26 protein-coding genes are annotated in these 23,113 nt (G+C 58.8%); 16 read left to right on the top strand and 10 right to left on the bottom strand.

The genetic code is table 11. The annotated features are described in order from the left end of the window. The first annotated feature begins 278 nt into the window (after positions 1-278). Positions 279-1,793, top strand: coding sequence for an MFS transporter (locus HNQ72_RS08255; RefSeq protein ID WP_280518251.1), 1,515 nt, complete (start codon positions 279-281; stop codon positions 1,791-1,793). After that, positions 1,768-3,117, top strand: coding sequence for an oligogalacturonate lyase family protein (locus HNQ72_RS08250; RefSeq protein WP_183991508.1), 1,350 nt, complete (start codon positions 1,768-1,770; stop codon positions 3,115-3,117). The genes HNQ72_RS08255 and HNQ72_RS08250 overlap by 26 nt, the downstream gene beginning before the upstream one ends. Before the next feature lie 101 nt (positions 3,118-3,218). Here HNQ72_RS08250 and plsY read toward each other — a convergent pair whose 3' ends face one another. From plsY to HNQ72_RS08235, 3 genes are read right to left on the bottom strand one after another with little or no spacing between them, the layout of a single operon-like run. Beyond that, positions 3,219-3,866: a glycerol-3-phosphate 1-O-acyltransferase PlsY gene (gene plsY, locus HNQ72_RS08245; RefSeq protein WP_183991506.1), complete on the bottom strand. Its 648-nt coding sequence runs from the start codon at positions 3,864-3,866 to the stop codon at positions 3,219-3,221. Continuing rightward, the gene (locus HNQ72_RS08240; protein ID WP_183991504.1) at positions 3,833-5,134 is read right to left on the bottom strand and encodes a dihydroorotase; all 1,302 of its coding nucleotides are present in this window, start codon (positions 5,132-5,134) and stop codon (positions 3,833-3,835) included. Before HNQ72_RS08240 ends, plsY begins: the two co-directional genes overlap by 34 nt. Continuing rightward, positions 5,131-6,069, bottom strand: coding sequence for an aspartate carbamoyltransferase catalytic subunit (locus tag HNQ72_RS08235; RefSeq protein ID WP_183991502.1), 939 nt, complete (start codon positions 6,067-6,069; stop codon positions 5,131-5,133). Before HNQ72_RS08235 ends, HNQ72_RS08240 begins: the two co-directional genes overlap by 4 nt. A gap of 195 nt (positions 6,070-6,264) precedes the next feature. Here HNQ72_RS08235 and HNQ72_RS08230 point away from each other — a divergent pair, with 195 nt between their 5' ends. Continuing rightward, positions 6,265-7,917: an acyl-CoA dehydrogenase family protein gene (locus HNQ72_RS08230; protein WP_183991500.1), complete on the top strand. Its 1,653-nt coding sequence runs from the start codon at positions 6,265-6,267 to the stop codon at positions 7,915-7,917. Here HNQ72_RS08230 and HNQ72_RS08225 read toward each other — a convergent pair. Beyond that, the gene (locus HNQ72_RS08225) at positions 7,899-8,834 is read right to left on the bottom strand and encodes an AEC family transporter (protein WP_183991498.1); all 936 of its coding nucleotides are present in this window, start codon (positions 8,832-8,834) and stop codon (positions 7,899-7,901) included. The two genes, HNQ72_RS08230 and HNQ72_RS08225, sit on opposite strands and share 19 nt — an antisense overlap. Positions 8,835-9,005: 171 nt before the next feature. Between HNQ72_RS08225 and HNQ72_RS08220 the strand changes: the two genes are divergently transcribed. From HNQ72_RS08220 to HNQ72_RS08210, 3 genes are all read left to right on the top strand, one after another. Next, complete coding sequence (locus HNQ72_RS08220) at positions 9,006-9,650, top strand: TetR/AcrR family transcriptional regulator (RefSeq protein ID WP_183991496.1); 645 nt, start codon at positions 9,006-9,008, stop codon at positions 9,648-9,650. Positions 9,651-9,772: 122 nt separating this feature from the next. Continuing rightward, positions 9,773-9,952, top strand: a complete 180-nt coding sequence (locus tag HNQ72_RS08215) for a hypothetical protein (protein ID WP_148148002.1) — start codon at positions 9,773-9,775, stop codon at positions 9,950-9,952. After that, a complete protein-coding gene (locus HNQ72_RS08210; protein ID WP_183991494.1) occupies positions 9,949-10,281 on the top strand; it encodes a DUF6105 family protein in 333 nt (110 codons plus the stop codon). Before HNQ72_RS08215 ends, HNQ72_RS08210 begins: the two co-directional genes overlap by 4 nt. On the opposite strand, the gene ruvX is transcribed toward HNQ72_RS08210, so the two are convergent. Together ruvX and HNQ72_RS08200 are read right to left on the bottom strand one after the other, a co-directional pair. Next, a complete protein-coding gene (gene ruvX, locus HNQ72_RS08205) occupies positions 10,218-10,712 on the bottom strand; it encodes a Holliday junction resolvase RuvX (RefSeq protein WP_183991492.1) in 495 nt (164 codons plus the stop codon). The genes HNQ72_RS08210 and ruvX overlap by 64 nt on opposite strands. A 19-nt stretch (positions 10,713-10,731) precedes the next feature. Continuing rightward, positions 10,732-11,037, bottom strand: coding sequence for an alkylphosphonate utilization protein (locus tag HNQ72_RS08200; protein ID WP_183991490.1), 306 nt, complete (start codon positions 11,035-11,037; stop codon positions 10,732-10,734). A 238-nt stretch (positions 11,038-11,275) separates the two neighbouring features. Between HNQ72_RS08200 and HNQ72_RS08195 the strand changes: the two genes are divergently transcribed. Continuing rightward, a complete protein-coding gene (locus HNQ72_RS08195) occupies positions 11,276-11,989 on the top strand; it encodes a metal-dependent hydrolase (protein ID WP_183991488.1) in 714 nt (237 codons plus the stop codon). A 60-nt stretch (positions 11,990-12,049) separates the two neighbouring features. Here HNQ72_RS08195 and HNQ72_RS08190 read toward each other — a convergent pair whose 3' ends face one another. Beyond that, positions 12,050-12,907 carry a M48 family metallopeptidase gene (locus HNQ72_RS08190; RefSeq protein WP_183991486.1) on the bottom strand — a complete coding sequence of 286 codons (858 nt, stop codon included), beginning with the start codon at positions 12,905-12,907 and terminating at the stop codon, positions 12,050-12,052. A gap of 263 nt (positions 12,908-13,170) precedes the next feature. On the opposite strand from HNQ72_RS08190, the gene gatC reads away from it, so the two are divergent. From gatC to HNQ72_RS08170, 4 genes are read left to right on the top strand one after another with little or no spacing between them, the layout of a single operon-like run. Beyond that, positions 13,171-13,458 carry an Asp-tRNA(Asn)/Glu-tRNA(Gln) amidotransferase subunit GatC gene (gatC, locus tag HNQ72_RS08185; RefSeq protein WP_183991484.1) on the top strand — a complete coding sequence of 96 codons (288 nt, stop codon included), beginning with the start codon at positions 13,171-13,173 and terminating at the stop codon, positions 13,456-13,458. Positions 13,459-13,513: 55 nt separating this feature from the next. Next, a complete protein-coding gene (gatA, locus tag HNQ72_RS08180; RefSeq protein WP_183991481.1) occupies positions 13,514-14,995 on the top strand; it encodes an Asp-tRNA(Asn)/Glu-tRNA(Gln) amidotransferase subunit GatA in 1,482 nt (493 codons plus the stop codon). A gap of 20 nt (positions 14,996-15,015) precedes the next feature. After that, the gene (locus tag HNQ72_RS08175; RefSeq protein ID WP_183991480.1) at positions 15,016-15,480 is read left to right on the top strand and encodes a GNAT family N-acetyltransferase; all 465 of its coding nucleotides are present in this window, start codon (positions 15,016-15,018) and stop codon (positions 15,478-15,480) included. Positions 15,481-15,501: 21 nt separating this feature from the next. After that, positions 15,502-15,768 (top strand): hypothetical protein, encoded by a 267-nt coding sequence (locus HNQ72_RS08170; protein ID WP_183991478.1) that lies wholly within the window; start codon positions 15,502-15,504, stop codon positions 15,766-15,768. 54 nt (positions 15,769-15,822) lie between these two features. Here HNQ72_RS08170 and HNQ72_RS08165 read toward each other — a convergent pair whose 3' ends face one another. Further along, positions 15,823-16,080, bottom strand: a complete 258-nt coding sequence (locus HNQ72_RS08165; protein WP_183991476.1) for a YjhX family toxin — start codon at positions 16,078-16,080, stop codon at positions 15,823-15,825. A 285-nt stretch (positions 16,081-16,365) separates the two neighbouring features. Next, positions 16,366-18,795: a membrane-bound PQQ-dependent dehydrogenase, glucose/quinate/shikimate family gene (locus tag HNQ72_RS08160; protein WP_183991474.1), complete on the bottom strand. Its 2,430-nt coding sequence runs from the start codon at positions 18,793-18,795 to the stop codon at positions 16,366-16,368. Positions 18,796-19,096: 301 nt separating this feature from the next. Here HNQ72_RS08160 and HNQ72_RS08155 point away from each other — a divergent pair, with 301 nt between their 5' ends. Then, the gene (locus HNQ72_RS08155; RefSeq protein WP_183991472.1) at positions 19,097-19,609 is read left to right on the top strand and encodes a GNAT family N-acetyltransferase; all 513 of its coding nucleotides are present in this window, start codon (positions 19,097-19,099) and stop codon (positions 19,607-19,609) included. Here HNQ72_RS08155 and HNQ72_RS08150 read toward each other — a convergent pair. Continuing rightward, positions 19,606-19,926 carry a DUF1294 domain-containing protein gene (locus tag HNQ72_RS08150; protein ID WP_183991470.1) on the bottom strand — a complete coding sequence of 107 codons (321 nt, stop codon included), beginning with the start codon at positions 19,924-19,926 and terminating at the stop codon, positions 19,606-19,608. The genes HNQ72_RS08155 and HNQ72_RS08150 overlap by 4 nt on opposite strands. A gap of 125 nt (positions 19,927-20,051) precedes the next feature. Here HNQ72_RS08150 and gatB point away from each other — a divergent pair, with 125 nt between their 5' ends. From gatB to HNQ72_RS08130, 4 genes are all read left to right on the top strand, one after another. After that, on the top strand, positions 20,052-21,554 hold the full coding sequence (gatB, locus tag HNQ72_RS08145) for an Asp-tRNA(Asn)/Glu-tRNA(Gln) amidotransferase subunit GatB (protein ID WP_183991468.1): 1,503 nt from the start codon (positions 20,052-20,054) through the stop codon (positions 21,552-21,554). 3 nt (positions 21,555-21,557) lie between these two features. Continuing rightward, a complete protein-coding gene (locus tag HNQ72_RS08140) occupies positions 21,558-22,061 on the top strand; it encodes a GNAT family N-acetyltransferase (protein ID WP_183991466.1) in 504 nt (167 codons plus the stop codon). A 22-nt stretch (positions 22,062-22,083) separates the two neighbouring features. Then, a complete protein-coding gene (locus HNQ72_RS08135; protein ID WP_183991464.1) occupies positions 22,084-22,545 on the top strand; it encodes a GNAT family N-acetyltransferase in 462 nt (153 codons plus the stop codon). 113 nt (positions 22,546-22,658) lie between these two features. Beyond that, complete coding sequence (locus HNQ72_RS08130; protein ID WP_183991462.1) at positions 22,659-23,057, top strand: NADH:ubiquinone oxidoreductase subunit NDUFA12; 399 nt, start codon at positions 22,659-22,661, stop codon at positions 23,055-23,057. The last annotated feature ends 56 nt before the right edge of the window (positions 23,058-23,113 follow it).

The raw sequence follows: 23,113 nt of genomic DNA, 5'->3' as shown, positions 1-23,113 counted from the left end.
TAAGGCTACGCACGGCAATTGGGACGACGAAAGCGCTATCTGCTGCCCGTCGTTCTTAATGGTAGCGCGCCGTTCTGCCTTCACGCCCGGACAAAACCGGCTGCTCGCGCATACGGTTTGCTCTGATCCAGATGACCAGCTTCCGCTGCCGAATGGCGGCGGCGTGATCTGCTGCGTCGTTGCCTTCATCAAATAACGAATTTCCCGACCGTATTGTGGTGAGAGACACAATGCGATGGGCTTCCTTTTTTCTCTGAAAACAGAAAAGACCCAAGAAAATGAATGCAGCAAGGAAAATAACCTGGAAGAATTACTTCGGCGTGTCTTCCGTTAATATTTTTATTGCCACCACGCAGAACGTTTTATCTGCATGGTTGATGTATTACTACACAACATATGCCGGTTTGTCGATAATGGCGGTGGGGACCCTGTTTGCGATCAGCAAACTGGCCGGGGCCTTTTTCTCTCTGTTCTTCGGTGAACTGTCGGACAAATTTGGCCAGACCCGCCTCGGGAAAAAATTTGGACGTCGACGCTTCTGGCTTCTCGCCATCATTCCGGTCCACACCATCCTCTTTCCGTTGGTGTGGCTCCCGGGCATGGGGGTGGCTTACTACTATTTCATCTACATTCTCTATAATTGCGTGCTGCGTGTTCCGCAGATCATCATCCCCACTTTGACAACGGAGATGACCACGGATTCGACCGTGCGCGCCAAGATCGAGGGTATGAAGCAGGCCGTTGGTGCGATCGCCACCACGGCACTTTCGGCGCTGCCCGGCATCATGTTTCTCTATTTCGGCAAGGATCTGGCTGCCTTCACCTGGACCATGATCATCTGTGACGTTCTGGCCTGCGTGGCGTTGTTCCTGCAATACAAGTGGAGCTTCGAACGGCCGGCGGAGGAACTGCATTTCACCCCGGGCCGAAGCGCCTGGCAGGAAATGAAGTTGATGTTCCGCGATCTGGGTTCCACGCTACGGGTCCGTGCATTTCGTCAGTTGCTGGCCATGTTCGTTGCGCAGATCTCGGAGCGTACCATCTCCGGATACGTCAATACCTATTTCATCATCTTCGTCATGTTGATGAGCCCGACCGTCGTTGCCGGTGCCAACAGCGTCGCTTACCTTTTAGGCCTGCTGTTTCTGTCCTTTTTCCTCTGGTACACGATCAAGACTGACGGTGCGACCTCGTTCCGCCTCGGCGCATGGGTAACGCTGCTTGTCTTTGCCGCTTTCGCCTGGCTGGCACTGGTACGCCCGCCTCACGCGGAGATCTGGCTGATCGGTCTGACGATCGTCTTGAATTTCGGCAAGACCGGCATTGCCAACGCGTCTTTCTACCTGATGTCATTCATTCCCGATGTCGACGAAATGGTCACCCGCGAACGGCGTGAAGCTCTGTTCTCCGGCGTGTTCAACTTTGTCGATACCGTCATTCAGGCATCGATCATGTTCACCCTCGGTCTGGTCTTGTCGGCCACCGGCTTTCAGCAGGGCGTGGATGTCCAGCCGGAATCCACCGTTACCAGTATCATCGCCATCTACACCTGCGTGCCATTCTGCTTCGGGCTATGGGGCATCATCATTTCCAAGCGCTTCAAGCTCAACCGCGAGAACCACCTGATCGTGCTGCAGGAAATTGCACGCCTCAAAAATGGCGGTGACCGCAGTGCGGTTGATCCGCAAACCCGCGCAACTGTCGAACTGCTGACCGGTCTTCCCTATGAGCAATGCTGGCAGGAACCAGCTGCGGCGACGGAACACCATGTGGCGGCTGCCGCAGCACGCTGAAGCCCGCACTGAAAGGAATGGACAAATTATGATGGCTGAACCAGACGACTTTCCGACAGCAAAGGACGGCATTCCGGTCGCATGGCATGATGAGGTGACGGGAAAGAAGATTATCCGGCTGTCGGCGCAAGCGGGTACGTCCTCCCTCTATTTCCATCAGCATGCCTATAGCCATGATGGACAACGCATGGTCGTCAGCCGACCTGACGGAATTGGCGTGATCGAACTGGGTAGTCGGCGCAACAACCTCATCCTGGCCGACCCAGGCGCCGAAGTGCTGATGGTCGGCAGGCAAACTTCGCGGCTTTGGTACATTGATGGCAGTGGTCCGAGCCGTGAAGTGCGCACTATTGACCTTGAAGGCCGACTGCAGCGAAGCCACTATCGGCTGTCGCCATCCGAGGCGGTCTTCGCGGTCAACGCCGATGAAACGCTGCTGCTCGGAAGCGAAACCCATGAGGGCAGGGCGTTCAACGACGAGTTTACCTCCGGTTCGTCTGAAGCGGCCGGAGGCAAGGCCAATCCACAGGGTGAGTGGATGGTCGATAGCGACATGTACCACCCCGTCACGGGCCAGCGGCTGACATTCGCGGAACAGAAGGAGGTGCATATCAATCGGAGACTTGAGAGACGCCTTCCGATGACCATCTTCGTCGTCGATCTAAAGACCGGTCTGCGTCGCGATGTCTACCATGCCACCGACTGGCTGAACCACCTGCAGTTTTCTCCTGCCGACCCGCAGCAGATCATGTTCTGCCACGAAGGTCCGTGGCACAAGGTGGACCGCATCTGGACAATGCGCCTGGGCAATGATCCCTGCGTACCGCTTCGTGTGCATACACGCAGCATGAACATGGAGATCGCCGGGCACGAATTCTTCGGCCATGACGGTAAAACCATCTGGTACGATCTCCAGACGCCGCGAGGCGAAGTCTTTTGGCTGGCGGGCCACGAACTTGAGAGCGGAAGGCGGCATTGGTACGCCCTGGAGCGGGACTTCTGGTCGGTTCATTTCAACGTGTCACCCGACGGCAGTTGCTTCGCCGGTGATGGGGGTGACGAAGAGATGGTCGCTCATGCCAAGGACGGGAAATGGATCTCGCTATTTGTCCCCGAGGCAATTCCGGATGTGGCGGGAATCTCTGCAGACAATGCCGGCGAGCTGATCAGCCCTGGCGTGCTACGCGCTGTGCGCTTGGTCGATATGAAGCACCATAACTACCGGCTGGAGCCGAACCTCTCCTTCACTCCCGACGGGAAGCGCCTGGTGTTTCGCTCCAACATGCATGGTGACGTGCACACCTATGCCGTGGATGTCGGTTAGCGCATCGACCTGAAAAAAAATGGGGCTGAACGATTTTGCTCAGCCCCGCTTGTCGTAATCTTTATTGTTCGTTGAATGACCGGAGGTCTGGTTGAAAGGGGTTATCCCTTAGAGCCGATCCTGCTTTCGGTGCCGGCGATCAGCCGCTCGATATTGGTCTTGTGTTTTACCCAGGAAATCACGGTCATGACGGCCATCACGGCCGCAATCTTGGGCTCTTGTATGAACCACAGCACAACGGGGACAATAAGCGTCGCCACCAGAGCGGAAAGCGACGAATATTTGCTGAGCTTGGCGATCGTCAGCCACACTACGGCAAAGACCAATACCATCCATGGCGCAACGCCAAGCAGGGTGCCGATATAGGTGGCAACGCCCTTGCCGCCCTTGAAGCCGAGCCAGACTGGATAGAGATGGCCGATGAAGGCTGCAAAGCCTGCCAACAACCCGGCTTCGAAACCAAAGAAATGCCAGCCGATGAGTGCCGCGACCGTCGCCTTCAGCGCATCGAGCAGAAGCGTCGCTGCGGCGAGTTTCTTGTTGCCGGTGCGCAATACATTGGTTGCGCCGATGTTCCCCGACCCAATCGAGCGGATATCGCCAAGGCCTGCCGCACGCGTGAGGAGAAGGCCGAAAGGGATCGAGCCGAGCAGATAGCCCAGGATCAGCGCACCGGCTGCGATCGGCAGGGTGATCTGCCAGTTGAAGAGTTCGCTCACGCTCGGCCCCCATCGATTGCATGCACGCATTTGCCGGCCACATAGGTGGCGACCGCACGGCCGGAGAAGCGCGCTTCGTCGAACGGTGTGTTCTTCGACCGCGAGATGATCGCATCCTTGGAAACGATCCAGGGATCATCGAGATCGATCAGTGTGATGTCGGCCTTCGCTCCCACTTTCAGCGTGCCGGCGTTGAGGCCGAATATCCGTGCGGGGCGTGTCGACATGGCGTCGATCAGCCGCATCAGTGGCACGCGTCCGTCATGATGCAGGCGAAGTGCTGCCGACAGCATCGTCTCCAGCCCGATCGCGCCATCGGCGGCGTCGGCAAACGGCAAGCGCTTGGTGTCGACGTCCTGCGGATCATGCGACGACACGATGATGTCGATATCGCCCGCGGCCAGCGCATCCGCCATCGAGATCCGGTCGTCCTCGGTTCTAAGAGGCGGCGACAGCTTGAAGAAGGTGCGGTATTCGCCGATGTCGTTTTCATTGAGCGAAAGATGATTGATCGAAATGCCGCAGGTGACATTGGCGCCGCGCGACCGGGCAACCTTCATCGCCTCGACCGATTCCGGCACCGAGATCTTGGCTGCGTGGTATTTGGCTTTGGTGAGAGCCGCGATCCTCAGATCACGTTCCAACGGAATGATTTCTGCTTCCTTCGGCACGCCGGACAGGCCGAGCCAGCTGGCAAACAGCCCTTCGTTCATCACCCCGTTGCCGAGATATTTTTCTCTGAGCTCGAGCGAAATCACCGCATCGAACTCCCGTGCGTAGGTCATTGCGCGGCGAAGCAGCAGCGAGTCGGAAAGCGCATGTCGGCCATTGGTGAAGGCGACGGCGCCGGCTTCCTGCAGCAGGCCGAATTCGGTCATCTCCTTGCCTTCGAGCCCTCTGGTCAGGGCGGCAGCGGCATGAACGTTGACGAGTGCCTTGTCGCGAGCGGTCTTGTGAACGAATTCGACGAGCGCGATATCGTCGATCACCGGATCGGTCTCCGGCATCATGATGAAGGAGGTGACGCCGCCGGCAGCCGCCGCACGGCTGGCCGATTCGATCGTTTCTGTATGCTCGGCACCCGGTTCGCCGACATAAACGCGGGCATCGACCAACCCGGGTGTGGCAACCAGACCCTGGCAGTCGCGGACGCTCGCGCCGTGCGGTACGCCCTGGTTCAGGGCGTCTTTGCCGCAAGCAAGGATATGTCCGTCTTCGCCGATGATGATCGTGCCTGTCTCGTCAAGATTGCGCGACGGATCAAGGATGCGGACATTTTTGAGAACGGTTGATTTCATGCGCGTTCTCCCTGGTTGGATGTGAGAAGCGTCTCCATCACGGCCATACGCACGGCGACCCCCATTTCAACCTGCTGTTCGATGACGCTCTGCGGGCCGTCTGCGACCTCGGAGGCGATCTCGACGCCGCGGTTCATCGGACCTGGATGCATGACGAGCGCATCTTCCTTGGCCGCCTTCAGTTTTTCCGCATCAAGCCCGTAGAAGTGGAAGTATTCGCGAACCGACGGCACGAACGAGCCGGCCATGCGTTCGCGCTGCAGGCGCAACATCATCACGACATCGGCATTCTTCAGGCCGTCTTCCATAGAGTGGAAGACTTCCACGCTCATGTCACGGATGCCCGATGGGAGAAGGGTGGAAGGAGCAACGACACGGACGCGGGCACCCATGGCGTTGAGAAGGATGATGTTCGAGCGGGCGACGCGCGAGTGCAAGACATCGCCGCAGATCGCCACCGTGATACCGGTCAGCGTACCCTTGGCGCGGCGGATCGTCAGTGCGTCGAGCAGCGCCTGGGTCGGATGTTCATGCTGGCCGTCGCCGGCATTGACCACCGAGCAGGCGACCTTCTGGGCAAGAAGCGCTGCCGCACCGGCGGAAGAATGGCGAAGCACCAGCACGTCGGGGCGCATGGCGTTCAGCGTCATCGCCGTATCGATCAGCGTTTCGCCTTTTTTTACCGATGAATTGCCGACCGACATGTTCATCACGTCCGCGCCAAGCCGCTTTCCGGCAAGTTCGAAGGACGATTGCGTGCGCGTCGACGCCTCGAAGAAAAGGTTGATCTGGGTAAGGCCGCGTAGGGTGGACGTCTTTTTCTCCCGCTGCCGGGAAATCTTCACGGCCTCGTCGGCCTTGTCGAGAAGATAGGTGATGTCCTGTTCTTTGAGACCCTTGATGCCGAGGAGGTGGCGATGAGGGAAGAAGACCATTGGGCGTGTCTCCGCTTGCGTTCGGCGGTCTATAAGGTTTGGGGGGGCAAGCTGCAAGCGGCATGGTGCATTATACCATCCCACTTTCTTCATTCTGCCTGTGTTTTGGCAGGCGGAAACGGCCATTTGTTGAGAAGCCCAATTTAGGGTCGTGCGCCCGTTCCCACTCCCGTTAACTTCCGCTAGAAGCGGAGCATGAACGAGTTAAGCCGCGCCGAAGAAAAATTCGCCGAATTGAACCAGCCTGCGCCCTGGTCCGGCATCAATGCCTATCGCTCCGATCCGCTTCTGGTCGATTTGACGGGTGGGCTCAATCGCGTCATTCGCGAGGAATACGACCAGCTCGGACGTTACGTGACGTCGCCAGAAGCGCAGGAGCTGGCGCGTATGGCGAACGAAAACCCGCCGAAGCTGAAGACCCACGGTCCGCGCGGCGAGCGTCTCGATGTAACCGAATTCCATCCTGCATGGCATGCGCTGATGCGCCGTTCGATGCAGACGGGCCTTCATTCCTCCATATGGGAAAACATCCCGGAAGCGAAGGGCAGCGAACACAAGGCGCGTGCGACCCGATTCTATCTGACAGCGCAGCTTGAAAGCGGCCACCTTTGCCCGTTGACCATGACCAGCGCTTCCGTTGCAGCCCTGATGGCGTCGCCACGGGTGCAAAAGGAATGGGCTCCGAAAATCCTGTCGCGCAAGTATGATTCAACAAATCGTCCGGCCATGCAGAAAAGCGCGATCACGCTCGGCATGGGCATGACGGAAAAGCAGGGCGGCACCGATGTGCGCGCCAACCGCTCCTCTGCCGAGCGGGTAGGTGAGGGCATCTATCGCCTGAATGGCCATAAATGGTTCATGTCAGCACCGATGAGTGACGGTTTCGTCATGCTGGCAAAGACCAAGGATGATATCAGCTGCTTCCTCGTTCCCCGTCTTCTGGAAGACGGTTCGGCCAACGGTCTGCAGTTCCAGCGACTGAAGGACAAAATTGGTAATCGCTCCAACGCGTCGGCCGAAGTCGAGTTCTCCGATGCATTCGGTTATCTGCTCGGTGAACCGGGTGCGGGTATTCGCACCATCCTCGATATGGTCACGCTCACGCGGCTTGATTGCGCAGTCGCTTCTGCTGGTATCATGCGCGCATCGCTCGCCGAGGCCGTTCATTTCACCCGCGGCCGCAATGTGTTCGGCCGCAAGCTCGTCGATCAGCCTTTGATGACGCGCGTGCTTGCCGATATGGCATTGGACGTTGCTGCAGCGACGGCGCTCGGTTTCCGTCTTGCCGAAGCCTTCGATCGCGCCGCCGGCAATCCGGCGGACGCGGCCTTTGCCCGCGTCATGACCCCGGTCGTCAAATATTTCAACTGCAAGATCGCCCCGTCGCTGATCTACGAGGCAATGGAATGCCTCGGTGGCAACGGTTACGTCGAGGAACGCCCGATCGCGCGTCACTACCGGGAAGCACCGGTCAACGCGATCTGGGAAGGCTCCGGCAACGTCATGGCGCTCGATGTCCTGCGCGTCCTCTCACGCGGTCGCGACCTGTTCGAACTGGTGCTCTCCGGTTTCGAGCGGGATCTGGGGGCATCCGGCCGCAAGACAATCGAGGTTCTGAGGGCCGCCATGGCGCTTTGCGAACGGGATGAGGGCGCGGCGCGCCTGCTTGTCGAGCAACTGGCGCTTGCCGCCGGTGCCGCCGAATTGGCGCGCCTGGGCGCCGGCAAGATTGCCGATGCCTATCTCGAAACCCGTCTGGCTGGTGGCTGGCGCTCGACCTACGGCATGCTCGATGCCCGTTTCGACGCCAGCTATATCGTCGACCTTCTTTATCCGCCGGCAGCGTAGTTCGCGACGAACATCGCGACCGGAATGGAGAAGAAGGCGAGCGCCGTCTGCACGGTTGCGGCTGCAGCGTAAAAATCTGCGTCGCCGCCCATCTGCTTGGCAAGCACATAGCCATTCATCGCGGTAGGGACTGCGGCGCTGAGGGCGAGCAGCGCCAGATTGGTGCCGGTAAGTCCGACCGCAAGGCCGACTGCGATGGCGAGAGCCGGAAATACGACCAGTTTCATGACTACGGCCGACAGCACGCCGATGCTCGGCTTCAGCGCATCCGCCACCTTGAGACCTGCTCCGACCGTGATCAGGCCGAGGCTGAGGGAAGCCTGCGACAACATCTCGACCGTTGCCATCACCGGCCGATAGAGCGGCAAGCCGATCAGGTTGATGCCGATGCCGAGAATGGTCGCGATGATCATCGGGTTGCTGATGATCTTGATCGCGATGGCGCGATAGTCGCGTTTCTGCCCGGAGAATACGGCAAGTACCGCGATGCTTCCGGCATTGACCGGAACGATGACCGCTGCCATGACCATGCCGACCACCACCAGCCCATGTGCGTCATAAGTCTTGGCCGCGATTGCGAGCGCCATGAAGCCGTTCCAGCGCGTCGACGTCTGATAGAGCGAGGTGAAGGTGGATGGCGTCATCCGGCCACGTTTGAGAACCGGCCATGAGGCGAGCACGACGATGGACATCGTGGTGAAGGCAAGGATGGCGATCAGGCTGACATGGATGCTGCTTGCATCCGAGAAATCGGCCTTTGCCATGGTCTGGAAGAGAAGGGCGGGAAACAGCACATAATAGCTGCACTGCTCCATCCCCTCCCAGAAATTGCCGTTGATGACAGTTGTCCGCTTGAGGCCGATGCCGAGAAGGACGAGCAGGAAGACAGGTAAAATGCTTTCGAATATGGTCAGCATGAGCCGGGGGCGCGCTTATCAGTTTATATGTTATTCCTCCCGTGCGATACTCTGCATGTAATCCTTGGCAAGGCAATGGCCGCAATTCTGTGCATCATGTCGCAACGCGCTTGCTGCTCGCCGGCCGGGGGATTATCGCCTATGCTGTGTTTCTTGAAGAATAGGCCGACGATGCTGCAGATCCCCGAGATGACCGCGCAACAGAACCAGCCATTACGGCCGCGCAATCGCGCCAATACCGAGCGTGCGATTTTTCTGGCGGCGCGTGACCTCCTGTCCGAACACGGTTTCCAGGGTTTCGGGATCAACGCGGTGGCGCGTCGTGCCGGCTGCGACAAGCAACTCATCTACCGCTATTACGGCGGTCTCGATGGTTTGCTCGATGCGATCGGCGAAGAGCTCGGCAGCTGGGTGAGCGACAAGATCCCGCAGGATACCGGCGGCATGTTCGTCCTCACCTATGGCGACCTGATGGAAAAGCTCTCCATGTATTTCATGGAAGCACTGCGCGACGATCCACTGGTCTGCAAGATTGTTGCCTGGGAAGTCTCTCAGGACACGCCGCAGGTTCGTCGCCTTTCCGAGTCGCGCATGAAGGCGCTCGGCAAATGGCTGGAGCGGATGCAGGGCAATCTGAAGCCGCCGAAAGGCGTCGATACCGCCACGACCAATGCGCTCCTATTTGCGTCCATCCAGCATCTGGTGATTTCCGCTTCGGTAAGCGGCCAGTTCGCAGGCGTTCCGCTGAAGACGGAAAAGGACTGGGAAAAGGTGGCTGCCGCGGTGCGCCGCCTCGTTCGGGCCATATACGGCTGATCCAAACCCTCATTGTCCACAGTCACACCTCGGAAATTAACCATAACCATGGGTTTCCGTTGCGCTGAACTGCTGCGTCTTTAGGCTGGTTAATGTATTGTTAACCGAGTTTCGTAAGACAAATGCCAGCTGTGGTAACATTCCTCAGAGAGCGCCTTTTGCTGATCGTCCTGACGGGGGCTTTCGCCGCATTGGCGCTCAACATCGCGGTCCCTGCGTTGGTGCTGAGTGTTATGGCGCTGTCGAGATGGGTTGTCTCGGCGGATTTGGGTCTGGCAGAGCTTGAAGGTAAGGCCGCATGAAGTGGTTCTTGATACTCTGGGCAGGTCCGGTCGCTCTACTGTCGAGCTGGTACGGCTTATCCTATTATGACATGAGCTTCGGCTTTTTCATGCTGACGCGGCACACCCACGATCTCGTCTTCGAGGTCTATGGAAACATCCTCGGCATTCCGCCCGAAACCATCCCGCCACTCGTTGCAAGGGCGATTGCGTTCGATAGCCTGATCGTCTTTGCGATCATCGCCTTCAGAAAGCGCAAGGCGATTGCTGCCTGGTGGCGCAAGCGTCAGTCTTCGAAGGAAGACGTCGTTGCCGTACGCAGAGACGAGAGCCTGTCCAGCGCCCCCTGAAGAATGAAGCTTGCCGCAGCCGAATCGATCCGTTCGGCCCGCTTGGCGCGAGAAACGTCCATTTCCAGCAAGGCCCTTTCAGCCGCGACGGTCGAGAGCCGTTCGTCCCAGTAGACAAAGGGTAGGGCGGTCTTGTCCGACATGGAACGCACGAAGGCGCGGGTCGCCTGAACGCGAGGGCCCGCCGAGCCATCCATGTTCATCGGCAGGCCGATGATGAAGGCCGCGACCTTTTCCTTTTCCGCAAATGCCAGAAGCACTTCGGCGTCCTGCGTGAATTTCACCCGCTTGATCACCGGCCGTGGTGAAGAAAAACGACGGCCGAGATCAGACATGGCAAGCCCGATCGTTTTCGTGCCGAGGTCGAGCCCGGCAATTGCCTGGTTCGGCTGAAGTGCCTCGGCGAGTTCCTCGATCGTCAATGTTGCCATGTCTTTTCAGTCCTAAACTTTAATTCTTCTTGCGCACGAACTCGGTGCGCAACACCAGTCCCTTGATCGTATCATGACGGCAGTCGATTTCTTCCGGATTATCCGTCAGGCGGATCGAGCGGATGACCGTGCCCTGTTTCAATGTCTGGCCGGCACCCTTGACCTTCAGATCCTTGATCAGCGTGACGGCGTCGCCATCCGCGAGCACATTGCCGGCGCTGTCATACACAGCCGAAGCTGCGGCCGCCTTTGCTGCTGCTTCCGAAGCAGGCAGCCATTCGCCTGTCGCTTCGTCATAGATATATTCGTCGTCATTACCGGCCATGTTTTTTCCTTGAACGTTATGAAAATCGTTCCGCTGCCGATATTCCTCGTAGAAGGTAGCAACGGCCTGGCGTCGCTTAGCTTACGCTCCCATCGCTTGCAACCGCTGCCGGAAAGCTTCTCTACTTCTGGTCTGTCGCCAGACCGCCAGAATGGAGTAGAGGTCGAAGAGCGTTGCCGCAGGCACGAACCACCTTATATTCGCCCCTCATATTCCCCTGTATTTCGAGGAGTTCCCCATGAAGATCACCTGGCTCGGCCATGCCGCGTTCCGTATCGAGACCGCCAAGGCGAAAATTCTGATCGATCCCTTCCTCAGCTATAACCAGCCATTTGCTGATGCCGGTTTGAACATCAAGGATGTCAGCGAAGGTGTCACCCATATCCTGCTCACCCACGGCCACGCGGACCATGTCGGCGACACGGTTGCGATTGCCAAGGAAAAGGGGGCGGTCGTTCTAGCCAACGCCGATCTCGGCTCATGGCTCGGCACCAAGGGCGTCGAAAAGATTGAGATGGGAAATACCGGTGGTACCGTCGGTTTCGATGGCTTTACCGCTACCTTCACCCAGGCGCTGCATTCCTCCGGCCAGGTCGATGAAATGGGCGTTGCCCACTCGCTCGGTTCGGCCAACGGCCTGATGCTGCATTTCGACGATGAGTTTTCGGTTCTCCACATGGGCGATACCGACATCTTCACCGACATGGGCCTGATCAACGAGTTGCATCAGCCCGATATCGGCATCGTGCCGGTCGGTGATCGCTTCACCATGGGCGGCGCGGTGGCGGCTCTCGCCTGCCAGCGCTTCTTCGATTTCAAGCACGCCATCCCCTGCCATTACGGTACGTTCCCGATCATCGACCAGACTCCGGAAAAATTCGTCAAGGGCATGGAAGGCAGCCGCACCCGTGTCGAGACGCCGACACCGGGCACGGTGCTGAGCTACGATTGAATATAAAAAAGCCATGCCGGCAGGACCGGCATGGCATGCATTTCTCTTGAGGTCGCTGGTTCAGGCCGGCTGAGCGTCGGTACGAACGCCCGGCTCACGTGTCCTGGAAGCCGAGGCCCCGGCAGACAGCTGTTGCGCGAACTGGCTCACGGCCTCAACGCGGCGGGTGAGACGCGGGTAGAGCGAGAAGATGTGCAGGAAAAAACCGGCGATCGACGGCACCATGCGCTCCTGTGCCTCGAAGGCTGCCGGGTTCATCTGCGCATTCAGCTTGGCGCTGCCGCATGCCAGCATTTGCAATGCGGTGCGAGAAGCCTGCAGGTTGCGGCAGACGATCAGGCCGACGCGGTCGCAGGTCAGCTCGCGACCTCGGGAATAGGCCTGGGCGAGAAACGGCACGATATAGGCCGGAAGCCGCAGGATGCCCGGCAAGGTGTCGAGGTGACCGGCGACGTGATGGCCGAGCTCATGGCCGATCACAAATTTCACCTGCTCGTCATTGTCGGCATCGATCAGCTGAGACGTCAGCCAGATATAGCGCTTGCGACCGACCAGTGTCAGCGCCATGGCGTTCATGACGCCGCTGGAATTGTAGACGAAAGCCTGCGGAGCTTCCTTCAGGCCAAGCGCCTTTGCACCGTCCTGGACCATTGCATGAATATGTGGAAACTGCTGTTCGCTGACCATCACGTAGTGGCCGATCATGTAGGCGCGTACGAGTGCGCGTCCTACGAAGCTGATGAACCAGAAGATCGCGATATAGACCGCTACCATAAAAACGATGGCAACGCTTTGAAGCATCGCGACGGCTATGATTGCAATTGCAGCGATTGCCCAGATCAGGATGCCGATCACCAGCATTACGCTGCCGTATAGCTTCTCCTTGGAATGGCGAACTTTCGAGATTTTGAAATCCATGGATTACCCTCTCCATATATATGATTTTTTTATTCAAGTATTTTGCGAGTCCCGATTAATCAGTGACTGATTGAAAAGGAAGGGAAAAAATCTGCAACCTACGAGAAATTTGCAACTATCAATCCATGTGGATTGAAACTTGGCAGGCCGCGGGCAGTGTACGCCGTTCATTGGATTTACCGCGCTACCCGAGGCTTAGGCAGTTGCGAAGGTCGTGCATGGCCATTATAGCGAAGTAGATTTTTATTGCCCGGAGTTGAGCCATGTCCGTCGATCTCGCCACCGTAAAGCGCGTTGCGCGCCTTGCCCGCATTGCCGTCACTGAAGACGACGCCAATCGCATGGTCGGCGAGCTGAATGGTATCATCAATTTCGTCGAGCAATTGGGCGAGGTCGATGTGACCGGCGTCGAACCGATGACGTCTGTCACCCCGATGGACATGCGCAAGCGCGTTGACGCCGTGACCGATGGCGACAAGGCCGACGACATCGTTGCCAACGCGCCGTCCACCGATCGCAATTTCTTCCTGGTGCCGAAGGTCGTCGAATAAGCCGCTTCAAAGCGCTTCCGACCCTCTCCACGCATTCGAACATTTTGAAGAGCCCATGACCGAACTCACCAGCCTCACCATTGCCGAAGCCCGCGAAAAGCTCGCCTCGAAGGAAATCACCTCGGTCGAATTGACCAAGGCCTATGTCGACGCGATCGACGCATTCAACGGCACGTTCAACGCCTACATCACCACCACGCCGGAAAAGGCGATGGACATGGCCAAGGCCTCCGACGAACGCCGTGCATCCGGCAAGGTCGGCGCGCTGGAAGGCATTCCGCTCGGCATCAAGGACCTGTTCGCCACCGAAGGCATCCATACCCAGGCCTGCTCCCACATCCTCGACGGCTTCAAGCCGAAATACGAATCGACCGTCACCCAGAACCTCTGGGACGATGGCGCCGTCATGCTCGGCAAGCTGAACATGGACGAATTCGCAATGGGCTCGTCGAACGAGACCTCCTTCTACGGCCCGGTCATCAACCCGTGGAAGGCTGAAGGCTCGAACCAGCAGCTCGTTCCGGGCGGTTCCTCCGGCGGTTCGGCCGCAGCCGTTGCTGCCCATCTCTGCGCCGGCGCTACCGCAACCGACACCGGCGGCTCGATCCGCCAGCCGGCAGCCTTTACCGGCACCGTCGGCATCAAGCCGACCTACGGCCGTTGCTCGCGTTGGGGCACGGTCGCCTTTGCATCCTCGCTCGACCAGGCAGGTCCGATCGCTCGCGACGTGCGTGATGCCGCGATCATGCTGAAGTCGATGGCATCCGTCGACAAAAAGGACACGACGTCTGTCGACCTGCCGATCCCGGATTACGAGGCGGCGCTTGGTCAGTCGGTCAAGGGCATGAAGATCGGCATTCCGAAGGAATATCGCGTCGACAACATGCCGGAAGAGATCGAGGCGCTCTGGCAACAGGGCATCGCCTTCCTCAAGGATGCCGGTGCCGAGATCGTCGACATCACCCTGCCGCACACGAAATACGCCTTGCCGGCTTACTACATCGTCGCTCCGGCAGAGGCCTCGTCCAACCTTGCCCGTTATGACGGCGTCCGTTACGGCCTGCGCGTAGACGGCAAGGACATTGCCGACATGTATGAAAAGACCCGCGCCGCCGGCTTCGGCACCGAGGTCAAGCGCCGTATCATGATCGGCACCTATGTTCTGTCGGCTGGTTATTACGATGCCTATTACCTGCAGGCGCAGAAGGTTCGTACGCTGATCAAGCGCGACTTCGAGACCGTCTTCCACGCAGGCGTCGACGCGATCCTGACGCCGGCCACGCCGTCGTCCGCCTTCGGCATCGCTGACGAAAATCTCGCAGCCGATCCGGTCGCCATGTACCTGAACGACATCTTCACGGTGACTGTGAACATGGCCGGCCTTCCGGGCATCGCCGTTCCCGCCGGCCTCGACAAGAAGGGCCTGCCGCTTGGCCTGCAGCTCATCGGCAAGCCGTTCGAGGAAGAAACACTCTTCCGCACCGCCCATGTCATCGAACAGGCTGCCGGCAAGTTCACGCCGGCCAAGTGGTGGTAAGCGGACTTAAAATTCGGAAAATGACTGTCGCCGATCACATTGTGGTCGGCGAAGTCGGTTTTGCGGCCTGGAATTCCAGCGATGCTTTCAAGGGCGTTGAACTTTCAGCCGACGTGCTGGGGCGGACCGCCAAGGCCTACGAGATCTTCGCCGGCGAAACCAAGGGCGAAGTCTGGATTGCTGATCTCTATGGCGAGGTCGTCGGCTGGTCAGCCCGGGATGGCGCACCCAATTACATTTCCGATGTCTGGGTTTCGCCGGATCACCAGGGCAAAGGGATAGGCAAGGCTCTGGTCCTGCATTCGATCGACCGCATCAAGGCGGAAGGTCACGCCACCGCCACCATCCACACGCATGCCAGAAACGTTGGTGCGATCAGGCTCTACCAGCGCTGCGGCTTTACGATCGTCTGGCGTGGCACGGAATATTCCAAGAGCATGGGAATGGACCTGGAAAAGGTTCATCTGGAACAGTCACTGACCTGACCAATCGCTGAGGGGACTGCAATGAATTCCGAATTGACTTCGTTGATCGCAGCTTTCGACGGCTTGGCCGCTGCCGGTTTTACGGTGAGTGCCGAGTGGGAAGAGGTACATGATCTCTGTCAGCGGCACGAAGGCGAACAGGTTTTCGATTGGGGGCATGCTCTCTGCCACCGTATTGAAGGTGACGACTGGAATGCCGATTACTGGTATCGCCGTGCAGGCAAGCGGCGTATGGGCGCTATCGGCGAAGAATGGGCGGCCATGAGGGCGGAACTGTCTGCTGCTTGAGATGCGTGAGGTTCGCCGCGCGCCATATGGCGACGCGCGGCGGAATCTACTGCTTTACCGGTTGTCTTGCTCGGCTCTCACCAGAACCAGACCTCTTTCTGTGATCCGGTATGGCTTTCCGGCCTGAGATCTGATCGCCTTCTTCTGCTTCAGCTTGCGGAAGGTGATGAGATCGAGAGCCGAAAAGATCCAGCCTTCGCGGGTAATCAACTGCAGTTTTTCTATTCTGTGATTTTCGTCACGGGTGATTTCGATCCTGCCGCCCTGGGCGAGCAGGTGCAGAATGCGCTGTTCAGCGCGGGAAATGTCCATTGTTTCGATGTCCGGAGATGCGCTTGACTGAAAGCGCGCAAAAACGTGTCCGATACCCGTGAAGGTGCCGGGGCTTGCGTTTTTGTCTGGGCCAGTCGCCTGACGGCTACCGGCCCCTCAACGGGCCTCTTGGGACGAGAACATCAAAACTCCATGAATGCTCTTTCCGGTTAAACGCCTTGCGGGCGGCGGTCAAGTTTTGCAACCGTCGCAGTGCTTGCTGCCAGGCACAAAAAAACGCGCCGGTTGCCCGACGCGTTTTCAGGTTCGGAATGATCGCTCCGCTCAGTCGAGCGTGTAAGCGATAACCGAATCGCCGGGCGTGGTGCCAAGCGAGCCGTGGCCACCAGCGGCAACCACGATATACTGCTTGCCGTCCTTGCCGCGATAGGTCATCGGCGTTGCCTGACCACCGGCCGGAAGAGCCATTTTCCACAGCACTTCACCGGTCTGCATGTCGTAACCGCGGATCGAGTCGTCGAGGGCTGCTGCCGTGAAGGCAACGCCGCCGGCGGTCGTCAGCGTTCCGCCATGGGCGAGCATGCCCATTTCGAACGGGATCGGGAACTTGATGCCTGCAAACTGCTGGCCGGCCACCGTACCGTTGCGATATTTCCAGGCGGTCTTGCCGGTCTTCAGGTCGACGCCGACACGCACACCCCAGGCGGGGGCATTGCACGGAGCGTTGAGCGCCGAACGGAAGTGCTGGATCGATACGGCATAAGGGCCGCCGAGGTTTTCGTTGCCCGGCTTGGATTCGCCGCCCGAGTTATCTCCGCCGAACACGCGCTTGTTGAGGTCGCCTGCCTGACGCGGATAGAGCTTGTAGAGATAGGCGAGATATTGCGGCGTGCCGATCAGCCACTTGTTGACCGGGTCGATCGCGACAGAACCCCAGTTAAACACTCCGATATTGCCCGGCCATACGAGCGAACCGGTCGTTGTCGGCGGCGTCCACGGATTGCCGTCATAGCGATACTGGTTGTAGGTCGTGCGGCATGCCATCTGGTCGAACGGCGTTGCGCCCCACATGTCGGCTTCGCGCAGCGGTGCCGGTGTGAAGTTGAGCGAGGACATCGGCTGTGTCGGCGAAAGTTTCTCGCCGGCAATGTCGGTATTGGTGCTTACCGGCACTTCGCTGATCGGCAGGATCGGCTTGCCGTTGGTACGGTCGAGAACCCACAGATTGCCGATCTTGGTCGGAATGATGATCGCCGGTGTATCGACGCCATCCTTCGGCAGGTTCAGGAGAACCGGCTGGGAAGGGTTGTCGCGGTCCCATAGATCGTGATGCGAAGTCTGGAATTTCCACTTCAGCTGACCGGTTTTGAGATCGAGAGCTGCAAGCGCATCGACGAAGGCTTCCTGCTCGGGCGTGCGCGCAATGCCGACCTGATCGGGCGAGGCGTTGCCGAAGGGGATATAGGCGAGACCGAGAGTTTCGTCGGCTGCAAACTGCGTCCAGGCGACCACCGAGTTCGGTTCGTAATGTTCGCCGGGTGCAAGCGGAGCGGTGTCGTTCGGCTTGCTGGCGTCGAACTTCCACACGACCTTGCCGGTGCGCACGTCGAAGGCGCGGATGACGCCCGACGGATTGTTTTCATAGTAGTTGTCGGCAATCGCGCTGCCGAGGATGATCAGATCCTTGGTCACCAGCGGAGCGGAGGTCTGCTGATAGGTGGCGCGATTGGTATCGACCATGCCTTCCATCAGGTCGACATAACCGTCGGTGCCGAAGGTCTTGCACAGCTCGCCGGTATCGGCGTTGAGTGCAAACAGGCGGGCATCGACTGTCGAGGCAAGGATGCGGCGTGGGCACTCGGCAACCGCAGCAGTCGTTGCCGCCTGTTGTTCCGGCGTGCTGTCTGCGGGGCTGGCATAGGCCGTCGAATCGTTCCACGACACGCCGCGGCATGTCTGGTGCTGGTAGAACGGATCACGCTTCATCATCGGGTCGAACGACCAGCGCACCTTGCCGGTTTCCGGCTCGAGCGACTGGATGATGTTGTGCGGCGAGCAAAAATAGAGCGCGCCGTTCACTTTGATCGGCGTTGCTTCGAACGTGTATTCCTTGGAGTCCTGATCTTCCTTGCGCAGGTCGCCGGTGTGATGTTCCCAGGCGACCTTCAGGCCTTTGACGTTTTCAATATTGACGTCCTTCAGAGCCGAATAGCGCTGGCCGAGATTGGTGCCGCCATAGGCCGTCCAGTCGTCTGCCGGATAGGCAATACCGCTCGGATCGGTCGCAGCATCTACGGAAGCCGTCTTTTCAAGCTTCCCGGTAATCGAGAGCGGATCGTAGAACCAGGCGACGACGCCAAGAACGGCAATCACGGCGACGACGGCGCGCAGGGCAAAGACACCATTCTTGAGGCTCGGTGCCCAGGGCTTCTGCGGGCGGTCACTCAGGCTGTTGGTGACGAAGGAGAGGCTCAGCAGCAGGCCGAGGAAAATGACCAGCGCTCCGCGGGGGATCCACTGCCACTTGTCGAAGCCGACTTCGTAAAGCGTCCAGATGAAGGTGACTGCCAGCGTCAGCGCATAGATCCAGAGACCGGCCTGGCGTCGCGCAATCAGCAATACGCCCGAGACGATGAGGCCGAGGGCCATGATAACATAAAATGGGGAGCCACCCGCCAGCGCCAGCTTTGCTCCATACCAGAGAATAGCCAGGCCAAGCAGAGCGGTAATAACCCCTCCGATACGAGACATCATTTCGATGTGCTCCTTTATTGGGTTCAGGAATTGCGGTCGAAAATTGAATTTGAGAGGGTCAAGCGACCTTAGTCGGTGCGGCGTAAGGCCGCGGCCCTACGATGAAGGAGGTAAGCCGCATAATTCTTGGACACAATGCTTTCAAAGTTGTGTTGTCGTGCGTTTTGTCAATTGCCAAGCAAGGTGCTGCAATTGAGAGTGGTTTTGTCGATGAAACGGCGGTACGGGACCATCTCGCTGGCCGGATTTCGCGCATCATGTTCTCTCGCCCGGGGAAAAAAGGCAGGTGACAGGGGAAAGAATGGCCACGACACGCAACGCACGGGAAGATGATGTCGATGTCCTGGCCGAAATCGGATTTCGCGCTTGGGAGAAGGCGATGGAAGCGATAGGCGAGATGGCTGATATGCGAGCGAGCGCACGCGAAGCCTTCACCAATTTCACCCGCTCCTCCTGGCTCACAATCACGGTGGTGGAGGAGTTCTCAACTGTTGCCGGATGGGCTGCGCGCGAGCATCTGGACGAACTGATCTCCGATTTCTGGATCGATCCGCAATATCAGGGACAAGGTCTGGGCAGGGCGCTGCTTGAGGAGGTCGAGGCAGAAATCCTCCGCCAGGGGTTCAAGAAAGCGCGTATCGAGACACATGCGCAGAACAATGAGGCTATCGGCTTTTTCGAAAAGCACGGCTACGCGATCCATTGGCTGTCAGTGGCCTATTCTCCTAAGATCGATCGCGACGTCCAGTCCGTCGGGCTGTCCAAGATGCTTGTCGAAGTGCCGCCGACGGCGATGTACGGTCAGGAATTCTAGCCGAGGCCAAGCTTTTCCAGCAGCGTGATTGCTGCCTCCGGTGCTGTTATCGCCACCACAAGCCATGCCATTTGCAGGACGAAGAACAAGGGCAAGGCGAAGTTGAAAGGCGGCTTGCGGGTCTTGTGGCGCAGCAGTCGCTGTGCCGCGAGCGCGCCCGGCCCGCCGGCGGTAAACGCCATCAGCAGCAACGTCGATTCCCTGACGCGCCAGCTGCCGTTACGCGCCGCCCGCTTGTCCCACCAATAGACGCCGAATACGAGCGCGTTATAGGCAACAGCCAGTGCCGCCAGCGGCAGGATCGGGTTGATCCCCATGAAATTCTTCCTTCTGCCCGCATGCCGCGGATGAACGGCGCGGCGAAGGCCCTCAAGTCTTGCGCCACCACGGCATTTGTTCTACCTCACGACTTCTAAGAATTCACGCATGAGACGAGCTCAAGATGACCCTAGTCGACGTCCGTACCCCTGATCCGAAACGCTTCATCCCCGGCGCCACCGGCGACTGGGAAGTGATCATCGGCATGGAGGTTCACGCCCAGGTCCTCTCCAATTCGAAGCTCTTCTCCGGCGCCTCGACCGAATTCGGCAAGCCGGCCAATGGTAACGTGTCGCTCGTCGATGCCGCCATGCCGGGCATGCTGCCGGTCATCAACGAGGAATGCATCAAGCAGGCCGTGCGCACCGGCCTTGGCCTGAAGGCGCAGATCAACAAGCGCTCGATCTTCGATCGCAAGAACTATTTCTATCCGGACCTGCCGCAGGGCTACCAGATTTCGCAGTTCAAGGACCCGATCGTCGGCGAAGGCCAGATCGTCATCTCGCTCGGCCCGGACCGTCAGGGGCAGTTCGAGGATATCGAGATCGGTATCGAGCGTCTGCACCTGGAACAGGATGCCGGCAAGTCGATGCATGACCAGCATCCGACCATGTCCTATGTCGACCTCAACCGTTCGGGCGTCGCCCTGATGGAAATCGTCTCGAAGCCCGACATGCGCTCCTCTGACGAAGCCAAGGCTTACATGACCAAGCTGCGCTCGATCGTGCGCTATCTCGGCACCTGCGACGGCAACATGGACGAAGGCTCGATGCGGGCCGACGTCAACGTCTCCGTTCGTCGTCCGGGCGCAGAGTTCGGCACGCGCTGCGAGATCAAGAACGTCAACTCGATTCGCTTCATCGGTCAGGCGATCGAATACGAGGCACGCCGCCAGATTGGCATTCTCGAGGATGGTGGTTCCATCGACCAGGAAACCCGTCTCTTCGATCCGGGCAAGGGCGAAACCCGCTCGATGCGCTCCAAGGAAGATGCGCATGACTACCGTTATTTCCCCGATCCGGACCTGCTGCCGCTCGAGTTCGACGACGCCTTCATCGACGCCCTGCGCGCCGATCTGACGGAATTGCCGGACGACAAAAAGGCCCGGTTTGTTGCGGAACTCGGCCTGTCTGTCTACGACGCTTCGGTGCTGGTTTCGGAAAAGGCGATTGCCGATTATTTCGAAGCCGTGGCCGAAGGCCGTGACGGCAAGACCGCCGCAAACTGGGTCATCAACGACTTGCTTGGCGCCTTGAACAAACTCGGCAAAGACATTGAAGAGACTCCGGTTTCGCCTGTTCAGCTCGGCGGCATCATCGATCTCATCAAGGCTGAAACCATTTCGGGCAAGATTGCCAAGGATTTGTTCGAAATCGTGCTCAACGAAGGTGGTGACCCGGCGGAAATCGTCGAGGCTCGCGGCATGAAGCAGGTGACGGATACCGGTGCCATTGAAAAGGCCGTCGACGAGATCATCGCCGCAAATCCGGATCAGGTCGAGAAGGTCAAGGCCAAGCCGACGCTCGCCGGCTGGTTCGTCGGCCAAGTGATGAAGTCGACCGGCGGCAAAGCCAATCCCCAGGCCGTGCAGGCGCTGGTCAAGGCCAAGCTCGGCATCGAGGAATAAGCCTTGTTCTTCGTACGCACCGCCGGCGACGAGGACGTGGAGAAAATCCGCGTCCTTTTAGGCGAAACGTTTCATGATGCTTATGATCCGTTTTACGGGGCTGATCAGGTGGCCAAGATGGTGAGCGGTTGGCATTCAGCGAATGCGATCCGCTCGCGCATCGGCAAACGCGACGGCGAGTTTCTGGTGGCCGACGACGGCCGCAAGCTCGGCGGCATCGCTTATGCGGCCATCTACCCCAAGATGGCCAAGACCGTGATGCTGCACCAACTCTACGTTCGCCCTTCCTGCCAGAACGAGGGTATCGGCCGCGATCTGTTCGCCGAGATGGAAACCTGCTTCCCGGATGCGGAAATCATGCGCGTCGAGGTTGCCCTTCCGAATGTCCGCGCCATGTCTTTTTACGAGCGCCTCGGTTTTTCCGAGGTCGACCGCATGGAGGAATGGGGAGCGCCGAATTCGGGCCTGCCCGCCATCATCATGGAAAAACGCCTGCAGCAGCATTGAATGCGGACGAGGGGGAAGAGCTATGACCGACGTGATCATCCGACGCGCACATGAGGAGGATCTGAGCGCGATCGTTGCCATGTTTGCTGATGACCAAAAAGGTGGTCACGGCGACACGACCGATCCCGAAGCCTATGAGGATTATCTTCGCGCCTTCCACATGATCGATGCTTCCGCCAACGAACAGCTGTTCGTGGCGGAGTTGGATGGCGAGGTCGTCGGCACGTTTCAGTTGCTCTATACCCGCACGCTCACCTCGCGAGGATCCCTGTCGATGATCATCGAGGCGGTGCAGACGCGCTCGGATATGCGCAGCCGCGGTATTGGCGGTCGGATGATCGATTATGCTGTGCAAGAGGCAAGGCGCCACGATTGTCAGCTGGCGCAATTGACCTCCAATGCAGTTCGAACCGATGCGCATCGTTTCTACGAGCGGCAGGGCTTTGCCAGGACCCATACCGGTTTCAAGATGAAGCTCAAGTAGTCTTGAAGCCTAGAATCGCTGGACAGGACCGGCGGCAGGCGTCATAAGCAGGATAGCCATCTTTCGGCGTCCACAAGTCCAATTCGACGATTGTCAAAGCGACGGAATACCCCATGAAAGAACTTCTGCTGCAGATATTCACCTGGTGGAACGGTCAGACGATGGGGACGCGTTTCTTCACCTGGCGGCACGGCAAGAAGGTCGGCGAAGACGAAATGGGCAACGTCTATTACGAAGGCCCGATGACCTCCTGGGGCAAGCCCAAGCGCTGGGTCATCTACAAAGGCTACGCGGACGCTTCCGCCATTGCTCCCGGCTGGCACGGCTGGATGCATTATCGCACCGACGTTCCGCCGTCGCAGGAAAACTACGCGGCCCGCGAATGGCAGAAGCCGCACAAGCCGAACATGACCGGCACGCCGCTCGCCTATCACCCCAAAGGCTCTCTGGCTTCCACGGGCGAACGCCCGCGCGTCACCGGCGACTACGACGCCTGGACGCCCGGCAACTGAGACTGCCGGAGATCGGCCCGACCTTGACGGTCATTTGGCCATAATCGCAATCTAGT

Origin of the sequence: Aliirhizobium wenxiniae, from assembly GCF_014201355.1 — a bacterium.
In the GTDB taxonomy this organism is placed as follows: domain Bacteria; phylum Pseudomonadota; class Alphaproteobacteria; order Rhizobiales; family Rhizobiaceae; genus Neorhizobium; species Neorhizobium wenxiniae.
Note: the sequence above shows the minus strand (reverse complement) of the source record. Positions and strands in the feature narration are given on the sequence as shown.